The organism is Novosphingobium sp. PhB165, from assembly GCF_004341845.1.
Lineage (GTDB): Bacteria > Pseudomonadota > Alphaproteobacteria > Sphingomonadales > Sphingomonadaceae > Novosphingobium.
The window spans coordinates 610,286-623,842 of record NZ_SLVB01000003.1; the positions used below are offsets into that span (position 1 = coordinate 610,286).

At 65.7% G+C, this 13,557-nt stretch carries 11 protein-coding genes and 1 riboswitch; of the genes, 6 read left to right on the forward strand and 5 right to left on the reverse strand.

Features of this window, described 5'->3' with window-relative positions; genetic code table 11:
* The first annotated feature begins 34 nt into the window (after positions 1-34).
* Entirely contained in the window at positions 35-1,588 is a 1,554-nt protein-coding gene (locus EDF56_RS11325; RefSeq protein ID WP_132387338.1) for a carboxylesterase family protein, read from the forward strand.
* Positions 1,589-1,601: 13 nt separating this feature from the next.
* Here the strand turns inward: EDF56_RS11325 and EDF56_RS11330 are convergent, their stop codons facing one another.
* Both EDF56_RS11330 and EDF56_RS11335 read right to left on the reverse strand, forming a co-directional pair.
* Entirely contained in the window at positions 1,602-1,991 is a 390-nt protein-coding gene (locus EDF56_RS11330) for a hypothetical protein (protein WP_132387340.1), read from the reverse strand.
* Positions 1,992-2,336: 345 nt separating this feature from the next.
* A complete protein-coding gene (locus EDF56_RS11335; RefSeq protein ID WP_132387342.1) occupies positions 2,337-2,738 on the reverse strand; it encodes a cupin domain-containing protein in 402 nt (133 codons plus the stop codon).
* Positions 2,739-3,194: 456 nt separating this feature from the next.
* Here EDF56_RS11335 and EDF56_RS11340 point away from each other — a divergent pair, with 456 nt between their 5' ends.
* Genes EDF56_RS11340 through EDF56_RS11355 form a run of 5 tightly spaced genes read left to right on the forward strand, consistent with a single transcriptional unit; the run spans position 3,195 to position 10,321 of the window.
* Positions 3,195-6,086 carry a TonB-dependent receptor gene (locus EDF56_RS11340; RefSeq protein ID WP_132387344.1) on the forward strand — a complete coding sequence of 964 codons (2,892 nt, stop codon included), beginning with the start codon at positions 3,195-3,197 and terminating at the stop codon, positions 6,084-6,086.
* 58 nt (positions 6,087-6,144) lie between these two features.
* Positions 6,145-7,146, forward strand: coding sequence for an alpha/beta hydrolase (locus tag EDF56_RS11345; protein WP_132387346.1), 1,002 nt, complete (start codon positions 6,145-6,147; stop codon positions 7,144-7,146).
* Between the two features lie 18 nt (positions 7,147-7,164).
* Positions 7,165-8,805: a family 43 glycosylhydrolase gene (locus EDF56_RS11350; RefSeq protein ID WP_132387348.1), complete on the forward strand. Its 1,641-nt coding sequence runs from the start codon at positions 7,165-7,167 to the stop codon at positions 8,803-8,805.
* Entirely contained in the window at positions 8,805-8,930 is a 126-nt protein-coding gene (locus tag EDF56_RS26595) for a hypothetical protein (protein WP_279389710.1), read from the forward strand. Before EDF56_RS11350 ends, EDF56_RS26595 begins: the two co-directional genes overlap by 1 nt.
* Complete coding sequence (locus EDF56_RS11355) at positions 8,927-10,321, forward strand: mannitol dehydrogenase family protein (protein ID WP_132387350.1); 1,395 nt, start codon at positions 8,927-8,929, stop codon at positions 10,319-10,321. The genes EDF56_RS26595 and EDF56_RS11355 overlap by 4 nt, the downstream gene beginning before the upstream one ends.
* A 6-nt stretch (positions 10,322-10,327) precedes the next feature.
* On the opposite strand, the gene metA is transcribed toward EDF56_RS11355, so the two are convergent.
* The 3 genes from metA to EDF56_RS11370 all read right to left on the reverse strand — a co-directional run bounded on the left by metA (position 10,328) and on the right by EDF56_RS11370 (position 13,544).
* Positions 10,328-11,257 carry a homoserine O-succinyltransferase gene (metA, locus tag EDF56_RS11360; RefSeq protein WP_132387352.1) on the reverse strand — a complete coding sequence of 310 codons (930 nt, stop codon included), beginning with the start codon at positions 11,255-11,257 and terminating at the stop codon, positions 10,328-10,330.
* Positions 11,258-11,295: 38 nt separating this feature from the next.
* Positions 11,296-11,401, reverse strand: a riboswitch (SAM-I-IV-variant riboswitch).
* A 449-nt stretch (positions 11,402-11,850) separates the two neighbouring features.
* Complete coding sequence (locus EDF56_RS11365) at positions 11,851-12,621, reverse strand: proteasome-type protease (RefSeq protein ID WP_132387354.1); 771 nt, start codon at positions 12,619-12,621, stop codon at positions 11,851-11,853.
* Between the two features lie 59 nt (positions 12,622-12,680).
* Positions 12,681-13,544, reverse strand: coding sequence for a transglutaminase family protein (locus tag EDF56_RS11370; protein ID WP_132387356.1), 864 nt, complete (start codon positions 13,542-13,544; stop codon positions 12,681-12,683).
* Positions 13,545-13,557 lie beyond the last annotated feature (13 nt).

The window sequence follows — 13,557 nt, forward strand, 5'->3', positions numbered from 1 at the left end:
ACATCCGGGACGGCGGCGGGCGAGGGGGAACAGCATGATCGATACCGCAATCACCCGCCGAAGCCTCGTAAAGTCCGCCGCCGTTCTCGCAGCCACTCCGGCCCCGCTTTTCGCCCGATCTCCGGCCACTCCGGCGGTTGGCCGCTATCTCGGCCTCACCGAACAGGGCGTGCAGGCCTTCAAGGGCATCCGCTACGGCCGCGCCGAGCGCTTTGCCCGCCCGGTGGCCGAGCCCTGGACCGGTCCGCGCACCGAGGCGCAAAAGTTCGCCCCGATCTGCCCGCAACGCGGCCTCGACGGCGAGCCGCAGTCCGAAGACTGCCTGTTCCTCAACGTCTGGACGCCCGAGGCGAACCCTGCCGCGAAACGCGCGGTCATGGTCTATTTCCACGGCGGCGCTTACACGACCGGCTCGGTCACCGATCCCCTTACCCACGGCGCCCGGCTGGCGGCGCAGGGCGACGTGGTGGTCGTCACCGTCAACCACCGCCTCAATGCGCTGGGCTACGCATGGCTGAAACCCTTCGGCGCGCGCTATGCGGACAGCGGCAACCTTGGCCAGCTCGACCTGATCCTCGCGCTGCAATGGGTGCGCGACCATATCGCCGCATTCGGCGGAGACCCGGCGCGGGTCATGGTGTTCGGCCAGTCCGGCGGCGGCGCCAAGATCGCCACGCTCATGGCCATGCCCGCCGCCAAGGGCCTGTTCCACTCCGCCGCCACCATGAGCGGCCAGCAGGTGCAGGCCAGTGGCCCAATGCACGCATGGGCGCGCACGCAGGCGCTGATGGCCGCGCTCAAGCTCGCGCCCGGCGATGTCGAGGGCCTGCGCACCCTGCCCATCGAACGGCTGGTCGAAGGCCTCGCCGCCACCGATCCGGTGATGGGCAGCGGCCCCGCTTACTTCGGCCCGGTGCTCGACATGACCAACCTGCCGCGCCATCCGTTCTGGCCCGACGCCGCGCCGCAATCGCTTTCCGTGCCGATGATCCTTGGCAACACCCATGAGGAAACCCGCAATTTCCTCGATCCGCGCGGGTCCCGGCTCAAGGGCCTCGACTGGACCAACCTGGCCGAGCGCATGGGTCGCGAGGTCAAGATCGACCTCGACCCGCAATGGGTGGTGGACCAGTACCGCGCCCGCGAGCCGGGCTGGACGCCGGAGCAGGTCTACTATGCCGCCACGACCGCCGGGCGCTCATGGCCGGGGCAAGTGATCGAAGCCGACGAACGCGCCAAAGCGGGCGCACAGGCAACGTGGGTCTATCAGCTTGAACGGCCTTCCCCAGTCGATCCGCTGCGGGGCGCGGCGCATACGGACGATATTCCCTATGTCTTCGGCACGCTCGATGCGGCGGGCAGTTTTTCGGGCACGGACGCCGGGGCACAGGCCCTGAGCAAGACGATGATGGGGGCGTTCACCGGCCTCGCCAAGACCGGACGGCCGGGGATTGCGGACTGGGCGAACTACGCCTTGCCCGCCCGCGCGACGATGGTGTTTGGGGACGCGGTGCGCATGGAAAACGACCCGCGCGGCTGGCAGCGCGAACTGTGGGCAACGGCGCCCTACGTCCAGCCGGGGACGTGAACGGAGCCCGGCCTCAGTCGAAAGCTGTTAGAAAATCGACGGTTTCCGTCTCGGGGCCGCGCAGCCAGCCGCCGTGGCGAAACAGTGCCAGCGCCATGAACCCTGAAATGGCGAGCTGCATTCCCAGCATAACAGCCAGTGCCATCGCGATGCCGAGCCATGACTCTCGCGGAAGAGCACTCCATTCCAACATACGGGGAAGGCCCCTCAACGCGATCGCCGCGTTGAACAGGATGAAAATCGGCGCGAACACACGCCAAAACCGCTGCGGGCCCAACGGCCGCGCGAAGGCATATCCGGTCAAACCGATAACCGAGATCGTGTCGATCGCGTAACGCGCTGCATCATATGCAGAAGGTCTGCGGAACAGCGCGCCGAACTCGTACGGCAGGACCAGCAGCAAGGCCACTATCGAAAAGGCTTGCCAGCCACGGGACGGTCGCGGTTTCGTCATCCCGCGAGATTGGCGAGCCATTGTAAAATAAACGCTAAATATCGGTGCGCGGTTAGACGAGCCTCCTCCTCTCCTCTCCTCTCCTCTCCTCTCCTCCCTCCTGCCCTCCCCGTCGCCCCCGCGAAGGCGGGGGCCCCGCTTTATTGGGTTCACGCAGAGATGTCGGCGCGGCGCGCCCCCTCTGCGTCTCCGCGTCTCTGCGTGCTTTTAAAGGCAGCGGGATCCCCGCCTTCGCAGGGATGACGGGTCTTTCGATTGTCGGGTTGGCGGGCCCGAATTGCGGGTGAAACCGATCTACTTTCCGGCGGGTTCTGGTGGATTGGGATAGGCCACGATCAGCGACAGCGGCGCATCGCCCTTTTGCCAGATCCCCACGACGGCGCCGTTGTAGAGATAGGCCGTCATACCCGCCCTGAGCATGGCACGTTTCCCGTCGGACACCACTTCGCCCTCGCCCGAGAGCACGTAATAGACTTCGTCGTGTGCGATCGGGTGTTCGCCGATGGCTGCCCCCTTGTGGAGCACGCGGCGGCGGAACTCCATCGCGCGGGGAGCCGGTGCGGCATCGGAGATGCGGTAGGCGGTGCTCATGCCGATGGACCCGTGCGGCGGGGCCTCCTCGCGCACGGTGTCCTGCTCGTCGATCACGGCCATCGGCGGGGCGGAAGCGGCCATCAGCAGCAGCCCCGCGATCACCGGACCGGCCTTTCGCGCAGCGGACCGGCAGCGTTGATTCGTCTGCCCTCGCCACCATTCACCCGATTACGGGCCCGCGCGAAAATCGCGCAGGGCGCCGGAAAAATCGACAAGGATGCGCGCGGAAAGCCGCTGAACTGCTGGGGATTGTTCACTCTGCATCTCCCGTTCGCACTGGTTCTTGACAGGGTGGGGTCCCTGCGCTCATAACTCATGACACCGGTTACCAAGACCGGCAAGAAAGAACTGGGTGCTGGCCGGATGCTGTCCTGAAGGACATGGCGGCCGCCCTGGAATGCGTCCATGCGGCGCAGGGAGCAGAATGCCGGAGAAAGGGTGCGCGCTATTCGTGCGATCCCCATTGACACCGGTATCATCAGGACTGAAAAAGGTCTCGCAGGGGACCCGGGAAGTCCGCGTTGAAAAAGGCCGCAAAGGCCGTGAGGGGGAGTGATCATGCGCCTGAACAATTCCAGGGTTCATGCTTCGAGGATTTCGCTACTGAAGATCGCACTGGTGGCCGGGAGCGCGCTGGCGCTGCCGCAGCTGGCCTTCGCGCAGGACGCCGCACCGCAGGATGCCGCGCCGCAGGCCGCCGAAGCCACGCCGAACGCCGAAGACATCATCGTCACCGGCTACCGGCAGTCGCTTCAGGCCGCGCTCAACCTGAAGCGCGATTCGGTCAGCTCGGTCGATGCCATCGTCGCTGAAGACATGGCCAAGTTCCCCGACCAGAACCTTGCCGAATCGCTGCAGCGCATCCCCGGCATCTCGATCCAGCGCGACGGCGGCGAAGGCCGCTCGATCACCGTGCGCGGCCTTGGCGCCCAGTTCACCCGCGTTCGCGTGAACGGCCTTGAGACCATTGCCACCAGTTCCGACGGTGCCAGCGCCAACCGCGATCGCTCATTCGATTTCAACGTCTTCGCGTCCGAACTGTTCAGCAGCCTGGTGGTGCACAAGACCGCAGAAGCCAGCCTTGACGAAGGCTCGCTGGGTGCGGTCGTGGACCTCAACACCGGCAATCCGCTCGCGGGCAAGACCGGCCTTTCCGCCGTACTGAACGTGCAGGGTTCGTACAACGACCTGTCCAAGAACGTCGGCCCGCGCCTCGCCGGCCTGGTGTCGTGGAAGAACGACGCCGGAACGCTGGGCGTGAATCTTTCCGCAGCCTATTCGCACACCGATACGCTGGAAGTCGGCAACAACACGGTGCGCTGGGCGCAGGCCTATTTCAATTCGGTGGACGGCACCCCGTGCTATTATTCGGTAGCCCCGGCGACCGGCGGCAATCCCGTTAATTCGGGCGGTTTCTATCGCCCCTCTGCCGCGTGCGACCAGGCCTCGCTCTCGTTCCATGCCCGCATTCCGCGCTATGGCAAAGTGGAACATGACCGTGAGCGTCTGGGCCTGACCGGATCGATCCAGTTCGAGCCGACCGACCGCACCAAGCTCTCGATCGACGGGCTCTATTCGCGCTTCAAGGAAAAGCGCGCCGAACAGTGGCTGGAAGTGCTGGCCCGTTCGAACGAGCGCAGCTTCAACGTCGTCGACCCGACTTATGACGACAACGGCAACATGGTCAGCGGCACATACAATAACGCCTACGTCCGCACCGAAAGCTACCTGCGCAAGTCGGATACCGAATTCTACCAGATCGGCGCGACGCTGGATCAGGACATTACCGATACCTTCCGCGTCACCGCGCTGGGCGGCATCTCGCAGTCCAACGCCAAGATCCCGGTCGAAACCACCATCGCCTATGACGCGAAGGGCGCGAACGGCTTCAACTTCGACTATTCGGACATGAAGTCGCCGGTGCTCAACTACGGCATCGACGTCACCAACCCGGCCACCTTCCAGCTCGCCGAAATCCGCGACCGTCCTTCCTATGTGAAGAACCAGTTCAAGACCGCGCAGCTGCGCTCCGAATGGGATGTGACCAAGGGCTTCACCGTGAAGGCGGGCGCGGTCTGGCGGCGCTACAACTTCCGCACGCAGCTGTGGGCACGCGATACCGTGGCCTGCGGCACCAACGGCAAGCCCGACCTGATCCTGGGCACCACCACGTGCTCGGCCTCGGTCTATGGCTTGCCCGTCACCTCGGACATCTCGCAGCTGGTCAATCTGGGCGATGCCGGTCAGCCCAGCGGCACCACCAATTCCTGGCTGGTGGCGAACATCAACAACGCTGCCGACTATACCAACCTCTATCAGCGCACCGCCGTGGAGGATCTGGGCAGCAATCGCCGCGTCCAGGAAACCACTTCGGGCGGTTACCTCCAGTTCGACGTGAAGGGTGACATCTTCGGGCTGGAATTCGCCGGCAACGCGGGCATGCGCTATGCCCACACCAACCAGCAGTCGACTGGCTATACGGCCGGGATCCCCGCCACGGTCGGGCGGACTTACGACGACTGGCTGCCCTCGATGAACCTGGCCTTCTATCCCCGGCATGACGTGATCGTGCGCGGCGCCATCGCCAAGGTCATCACCCGGCCTTCGCTCGGCAACCTGAACCCCGGCGGTTCGGTCGACGGGTTCAACTACAAGGTCACTTACGGCAACCCGTTCCTCGATCCCTACCGCGCCACCAACTTCGACGCTTCGGTGGAGTGGTACTTCATGCCCGGCGCGCTGCTGTCGGTGGCGGGCTTCATCAAGAAGATCGAGAGCTTCCCGGTCGCCGGCACTTATGTCGCCACGTTGCCGCAGCTTGGCCTCGACAAGTCGGTGCTGCTGCCCAGCTCGCCGGCCTACATCAACTACGATCCCAATCAGGAATACGTGGTGTCCTCGCAGGTGAACGGTCAGGGCGCGACGCTGAAAGGCGTGGAAGTGGCCATGCAGATGCCCTTCACCTTCCTGCCCGGCCTGCTCAGCCACACCGGCTTCCAGGCCAATGCCACCTTCATCGACAGCCATGCCCAATATCAGCAGACCGGCCCGGCCGTTTCCGCCTGCACCCGCAATGCGGCCGGTGCCTGCACGCTTGTCGGCGTATCGGCGATCTACGATTCGACGCTTTACGGCGTGTCGAAGCGGAGCTGGAACGCCACGCTCTACTATGACGATGGCAAGTTCAGCATTCGCGGATCGGTCAGCTATCGCGGGCCCTTCGTCGATCAGGGCAGCGCCACCGGCAACGTGTTCGAGGGCTATGGCTCCTACACCAGCGTCGATGCCGCCGTGCGCTATCAGGCGACCGATTGGCTGGAACTCTCGATCGACGGTACCAACCTGACCGACGAATATCGCTACCGTTGGAACGACGTCGACGCACAGCGCAACTACGAGAACAACCACTTCGGGCGCACCATCCTGTTCGGGGCGCGGGTCAAGTACTGACCTCTCTCCCAAACCTGAAACACCTTGAATACCTGAGATAAAATGGGAGAGTGCCGCCATGACCATCGACCGTAGATCGTTCGTGGCGGCCTCTCTCGTTTCGGGGCTGCTGGCCGGAGAAACCGCCTTCGCGCAGACACCTCCACCGGGGTTAGGGGGAAGCCGTTCAACGGCCCTGCCCGACCCGACCGAAACCATCGACCTCTGGCCCAAAGGCGTGCCGGGCATGCCCGCCACGCCGCCGGTGGAAACCATCGACGATCGTTCCACCCAGGCCCACATCCCCGACCGCGCCGTCCACGGCACAGCCCGTCCGCGCATGGTCGTGTTCCGTCCCGATCGCCCCAATGGCGCCGCCGTGCTGCTGACGCCGGGCGGCGGCTACCAGCGGGTGGTGATCGACAAGGAAGGCTATGAAATGGCGCGCTGGCTCACCGCGCGCGGCTTCACCGCTTTCGTCCTGTTCTACCGCCTGCCCGGCGAAGGCTGGGCCAATCGCCCGGACACTCCGCTTTCCGATGCGCAGCGCGCCATGCGGCTGATCCGCCACCGCGCGAAGGACTTCTCGCTCGATCCCGAGCGCGTTGCCGCCATGGGCTTTTCCGCCGGCGGCCATGTCTGCGCCAGCCTTTCCACGCGCTTCGCCGCGACGGTCTACACACCCGTCGACGAGGCGGACCGCATGTCCGCGCGCCCGTTCTGCGCCGCGCCGATCTATCCGGTGGTCTCTATGGACCCCGCCATCGCCCATGCCGGATCGCGCGACCTGCTGCTCGGCCCCTCGCCCAGCGCCGCGCTCGAAGCCGCGCATTCGCCCGAGCGCAATGTCCCCGCCGATGCCCCGCCGCACTGGCTGCTCCATGCCGAGGATGACACCACCGTCCCTGTGGAGAACACCGTGCGCCTGCGCGCGGCGCTGAAAGCACGCGGCATCACAGTGGAAACCCATCTTTTCGAGCACGGCGGCCACGGCTTCGGCCTGCGCGGCGCCGTGGGCAAGCCGGTGGAAGTCTGGCCCGAGCTGTGGCGCGCCTGGGCGCGCACCAAGGGCCTTGGATAAGACGGCCCGGCTGACGGAATGACGATGGACAGACGTGACGCATTGAAAGCCGCCCTCATCGGCGGCGTGGGACTGACGGCAGGCGGGCTTCAGGGGGAAGCCGCTGCCGCCAGGGAGCCCGGGGCGGGCTATCCTCCTCTCCAGCCTGCCCCGGCTCCCGCACGCTGGCGGCGCGGGTTCGACAACCAGCGCATGTCCGACCTCGGCAACGGCACGATGCTGAACCCGGTGATCTCGGGCGACCGGCCCGATCCGGCCGTGCTGAAAGACGGGGAGGACTATTACCTCACCTTCTCCAGCTTCGATTCCTATCCGGGCCTGACGATCTGGCACAGCCGCGATCTGGTGAACTGGCAGCCGCGCAAACCGGCGCTCACCCGCAATATCGGCTCGGTCTGGGCGGTCAGCCTTGAAAAGCACAAGGGCCGCTACTTCCTCTACATTCCGGTCAAGGCCGATCCCAACGAGATCTACGTGATCTGGGCCGATCACATCGACGGCCCCTGGAGCGACCCGAAACCGCTGGGCCTGCACGACCACATCGACCCCTGCCATGCCGTGGGCGAGGACGGTTCGCGCTGGCTGTTCCTCTCGGGCGGAGACCGCGTGCGGCTGACCGACGACGGCCTCTCGCTCGCAGGCAAGGTCGAGCATGTCTACGATCCGTGGCACTATCCGGATGAGTGGGATGTCGAGGGTTTCTCGCCCGAAGGCCCCAAGATCCACCGCCACGGGGGCTGGTTCTACATGCTCACCGCCGTCGGCGGCACGGCCGGTCCGCCGACCGGACACATGGTGATCGCCGCCCGCGCCCGCTCGATCCACGGGCCGTGGGAGCAGCACCCCGGCAACCCACTGGTCCGCACCGAAAACCAGTCCGAAGCATGGTGGTCGCGCGGGCATGCCTCGCTGGTGGAGGGGCCGGACAAGCGCTGGTACACACTCTACCACGGGTTCGAGAACGGCTTCTGGACGCTCGGCCGCCAGTGCCTGCTCGACACGATCGAGTGGACGCCGGACGGTTGGTTCCGGATGACCGGCGGCGATCTTTCGAAGCCGCTGCCGATCCCGAAGGTCGCCAATCCGCTGCCGCATGGCATGCCGCTTTCCGACGATTTTGCGAAGCCGCTGGCGATGGGCTCGAAGTGGTCGTTCTTCCGCCCCGCGCCCGATGAGGCCAGCCGCGTGCGCGTTTCCGGCGGGGCGCTGCACTTGGCCGGCAAGGGCCTTGCGCCCTCCTCCGGATCGCCGCTGCTGCTGATCGCGGGCGACACCAGCTACCAGTTCGAATGCGATATCGAGATCCCGGCAGGCGGGACGGCCGGGCTGGTGCTGTTCTATGACGACAAGCTCTACGCCGGGCTCGGCTTCGACGAGGGCCGCTTCGTCACTCACCAGTACGGCATGGAGCGCGGCCGCCCCGCCAACCCGCATGGCCGCCGCATGAAAATGCGTGTGACCAACCGCCGCCACATCGTTTCGTATCATACCTCGGGCGACGGCGGCGCAACGTGGAAGCGATTTGACCGGGGGATGGAAGTCTCGGGATACCACCACAATGTCCGTGGGGGGTTCCTCATGCTACGTCCGGGGCTATATGCAGCGGGAGAAGGCGAAGCCACTTTCCGCGATTTCAGATTCACTGCCCTGGATGACTGATGCATCTCCGCCCCTTGGCCGACACACTGGCCCGCTCATTGGACCTCCACGCCGACCGCCTGCGGCCCGCCGCGCAGGTGCACGTTCCGGCCTGTAACCACGCCAGCAAGGGCTTTCGCCCGTGAGGCTTTCCAGCGAAACGCTCTCCCGCCTGTCCGACTCCGTCGCCCGGCCCGGCTATGACCGCAAGGCGCAGGCCGCCGGCATCGTCCATTTCGGCATGGGCGCTTTCCACCGCGCGCATCAGGCCTGGTACACCGACCGGGCCATGGCCGCGGGCGACCGCGACTGGGGCATCGTCGGCGTTTCGCTGCGCTCCGCCAATGTCGCGCGCCAGCTCAATCCGCAGGACGGGCTCTACACGCTCACCGAATGCTCGGCCGAGCGCAACCGGATGCGGGTGATCGGCTCGGTCCAGCGTGTGATCGTCGCCAGCGAGGATGCCGAAGCGGTGATCGCCGCCCTCGCCGCGCCGGAAACCCGGATCGTCACCTTCACCATCACGGAAAAGGGCTATTGCCGCGCCGCCGACGGATCGCTCGATCCCTTCCTGGCGCACCATGGCAGCATCTATGCCTTCCTCGAACAGGGGCTGCGCCGCCGCCGCGCGCAAGGCCTGCCCGGCCTGACCCTGCTTTCGTGCGACAATCTTGCCCTCAACGGCCGCCAGCTTGAGCGGCTGATGGGCGAATATCTCGCCCGCCACGATCCCGAACTTGGCGCATGGGTCGCAGCCGAGTGCACGTTCCCCTGCGCGATGATCGACCGCATCGTGCCCGCCACCACTGCCGCAGACCGCAAGATGGTGGCGACGCTCGCCCGCCTCGACGATGACGGCGCGGTGATGACCGAACCCTTCACGCAGTGGGTGATCGAGGACAAGTTCGCCGGCCCGCGCCCCGCGTGGGAGAAGGTTGGCGCCGAACTGGTGTCCGACGTCGCGCCTTACGAGGCGGCCAAGCTGCGCATGCTCAACGGCGCGCACTCGGCGCTGGCCTATCTCGGGCTCGAACACGGGCACGCCTTCGTCCATCAGGCGGTGGGCAACCCGGCGATCCGGCCGCTGATCGAGCAGATCATGCATGTCGAAGCCCAGCCGACGATCAAGGCCGCCCCGGCGCAGGACCTTCAGGCCTATGCCGACGCCCTGCTCGCCCGCTTTGCCAATCCGGCGCTGCAACACCGGCTGATTCAGATCGCCATGGACGGCAGCCAGAAGATCCCGCAGCGCTGGCTGGAAACGCTTGCCGCCAATCAGGCGAAAGGCAAGCAGTGCCCGGCGATCCTGACCGCGCTGGCCGCCTGGCTGCGCCACGTGCGCGGCGACAATTCCGCCAAGTGGGGCCCGGTGGACGATCCCATGGCTGTCCGCCTTGCCGACATCTGGCGCGAACAGGGCGTCAGCGGCACCCCGCGCGCGCTGTTCGGCGAAGGCGGCCTGTTCGCGAAGACATGGACCGCCGGCGAGACCGATTTCAAGGCCCTGGCCGAGCGATTGGCCCGGGCGAACGCCTGAGGATCGCTAGGCCAGGACCGCCTGCCCTTCGGCCGCCAGGCCGGCGACAAGGTCGAAGGGCGTGGTCTGGTAGATCTCGTTGATCCAGTTCGCGAACAGCAGGTGCGCGTGGCTGCGCCAGCGATTCTTCGGCTCCCGCGTGGGATCGTCGGCCGGAAAATAGCCGGCGGGAAGCTGGGCCGAACCGTCGCGGTGATACTCACCCGCAAGCGTATCGCTGTCATATTCCAGATGATTGAACATGTGCAGCGCGCCATGGGCCCGATCGTCGACGAGACCGGCCCCGGTTTCCGCGCTGTCGGCCAGAACTTGCAGGTCCTGCACCTCCGCCAGGGTCGATGAGCATATCTCCGTCCAGCGCGACACGGGAATGTCGAACGTGTCCGAAAAGCCGCGAAGATAGGGCGAAGTGGGCGCGAGATTGCGGTGCTCGAACACGCCGAAGGCTTTGCGCGGCAGATTGTGCTTCGGCACCCCGTGGAAATGGAAAAGCGCGGCCTGGGCGGCCCAGCAGATCGTGAAGCAGCGATGGACGTGCGTCTGCGTCCAGTCGAAGATCGCGCGCAGTTCGGGCCAATAGGCCACCTCTTCGAACGGCATGCGCTCGACCGGGGCGCCGGTGATGATGAAGCCGTCGAACCGCTCGTTCCGCACTTCGCTCCATGGCCGGTAGAAAGCCGCCATGTGATCGGCCGAAGTGTTGCGGGAAACGTGATCGGTGATCCGCACCAGCGTCAATTCGATCTGAAGCGGCGTTGCCCCCAGCAGCCGGGCCAATTGGGTTTCCGTGCTGATCTTGTCCGGCATGAGGTTGAGCAGGCCGATCCGCAAGGGCCGGATATCCTGACGCACCGCGTCGGTCTCTCCCATGACGCGCACGCCCTCTGCCTCCAGGACATGGCGAGCGGGGAGTTGATCGGGTATCTTAATCGGCACGGCGCGTCTCTTCCGCTTACGGGATCGACGCTTTGTGGCTTGCTCCGCTTGGTTGCCGGCTGGGCCACATCCTCCTTGCGGAGTGCCACCTTGCCCGGATCGGCAGGTTGGCGTTGGGCGTCGCCCCAACTCTTGATGCTGGGATCCTCCTACGTTGCCGCGCCGCATTTCGCAACGGGCAGTTTGTCATGTGAGGCAGAATCCGCGCCTGCGCGGGGGGGGGGGGGGAGCATGGTGTCGCTTTACCCGTCCGCCCTACTCACCCCGAACCACCACCCACTCCGCTCATCCTGAGGCTGTCGAAGGAAGTCGCGCCACGCCTCCGGGGGCTTCGACAAGCTCAGCCTGCGCGGGTCTGAAGGGTTTGGTGAGGGAGATCGGATGAAGCGTTTGGGCGTTCGGATCCCCGCTCCGATCATCCTGAACCATCACCCTCTCCGCTCACCCGAACCATCACCCAACCCCGCTCATCCTGAGCCTGTCGAAGGATGTCGCGCCACACGCCAAGGGCTTCGACAAGCTCAACCTGGGCGGGTCTGAAAGATTGGTGCAAGGAATCAGAGGAGCGTGGGAAAATTCATGTCCCGCGCCAATCAGGCCGCAGCGTCTTTCAGCTTGCTCTCCTCACCCAGCGCATAGTTCGGCAGCCCGTCGAGCGCATGCCGCAGGGCCTCGCCCCAACTGTCCGAAATCGACTGGTAGTAAGGATCGCCCGCCTCGATCCGGCGCTCGTGCAGCGGGGCGAACTTGTCGTTCTCCAGCACCAGCAGATCCAGCGGCATGCCGACCGAGAGATTGGCCTTCACCGTCGAATCGAACGAGACGCAGAGCAGCTTCACCGCCGCCTCGAACGTCATCGCCCGGTCGTAGCCGCGAATCAGGATCGGGCGGCCGTACTTGGTCTCGCCGATCTGGAAGAACGGCGTGTCGAAGCTGGCTTCGATGAAGTTGCCTTCGGGGTAGATCAGGAACAGGCGCGGTTCCATGCCCTTGATCTGGCCGGCCACGATGATCGAGGCGCTGAACGTGCCCGAAGCCGCGTTCTGGCCATTGTCGGCCGCGCGTTCGGTGATGATGTCCTGAAGCAGGTTGCCGACGATCGTGGCCACCTGGAACATGGTCGGCGCTTCCAGCAGCGAATTGTGCCGTTCCGCCGGGGCCTTGTTGCGTTCCTCAAGCTGGCTGACCACCGCCTGCGTGGTGGCAAGGTTACCCGCCGTCATCAGGGTGATGATGCGTTCGCCGGGGATGTTCCAGCGGTACATCTTCCGAAAGGTCGAAATGTTGTCGACCCCGGAATTGGTGCGGGTGTCGCTCATCAGCACGAGCCCGCGGTCCAGCATCATGCCCACGCAATAAGTCACACTACGCCCCGATCACATTCCGTTCCCCGCGTCCTGTCCTGTTCGGGGGAACGCGGCCCTCAGCCGCGCTGTTGTTGCTGCCCTCCGGCCGAGGACTGCTGTTGTTGCTGCTGACCTAGCACTTTCTCGCCCACCGACAAACGCACTTCGAGGCGGCTATCCCCACCTCCCATGGCAATGCCGGTCACCGGCGCGGCCTCGCCATAGTCGCAGCCGGTCGCCACGCGGATATAGCGCTCGTCCGGGCACATGGCATTGGCAACGTCGAAGCCCACCCAGCCGAGCCCCGTCACATACGCTTCGGCCCAGCCGTGCCCGGCCTCCTGCTCCTCGCGGTCGTTCATCTTCAGATAGCCGCCGACATAGCGCACCGGAATGTCGAGCAGCCGCCCGGCCGAGATGAAGGCATGCGCCTGGTCCTGACACACGCCCTTGCCCGCCGTGAGCGCTTCCTCGGCCGTGGTCTTCGCATCGGTGGCGCCGGGAACGTAGGCGATGCGCTCCGCCACCTTGCGCGACAGCGCGTGGAGGAATTCGAGCGGGTCGCGCGGGTCGGCATCGACATCCTCGACGAGCGCGCGCACGCGCGGTCCGGCGCGGGTGAGCCGGGTCGGCCGCAGGAACGTCCAGAGCGGCATCAGGCCGGTATGGTTGCCGGTGATCCCGTTGTTGTCGCTGGTGCGCACGGTGCCCCGGCACTGCACGACCACTTCATCCGCGCCCGGCGCGATCGAGACCAGCGTGGTGTGGCTGTCATGATGATCGTGGTAATCCGCCTCGGTCCGGGCGCCGGTGAGGTCCATGATCCAGTCGACCACCTCCTGCCCATGCGTGGTCTTGGGCCGGAGTTTGAGCCGCTGAAGACCATGCGTGACCGGCGTGTCGAACGTGTAGCGGGTGATGTGGGTCACGGTCAGCAGCACGGGACTGTCCCTT

What these genes read in the sequence shown, in the direction of transcription:
- EDF56_RS11345 (WP_132387346.1), top strand. Translation starts at nt 6,145, where the DNA reads ATGACCATCGACCGTAGATCGTTCGTGGCGGCCTCTCTCGTTTCGGGG.
- EDF56_RS11325 (WP_132387338.1), top strand. Translation starts at nt 35, where the DNA reads ATGATCGATACCGCAATCACCCGCCGAAGCCTCGTAAAGTCCGCCGCC.
- EDF56_RS11340 (WP_132387344.1), top strand. Translation starts at nt 3,195, where the DNA reads ATGCGCCTGAACAATTCCAGGGTTCATGCTTCGAGGATTTCGCTACTG.
- EDF56_RS11350 (WP_132387348.1), top strand. Translation starts at nt 7,165, where the DNA reads ATGACGATGGACAGACGTGACGCATTGAAAGCCGCCCTCATCGGCGGC.
- EDF56_RS26595 (WP_279389710.1), top strand. Translation starts at nt 8,805, where the DNA reads ATGCATCTCCGCCCCTTGGCCGACACACTGGCCCGCTCATTGGACCTC.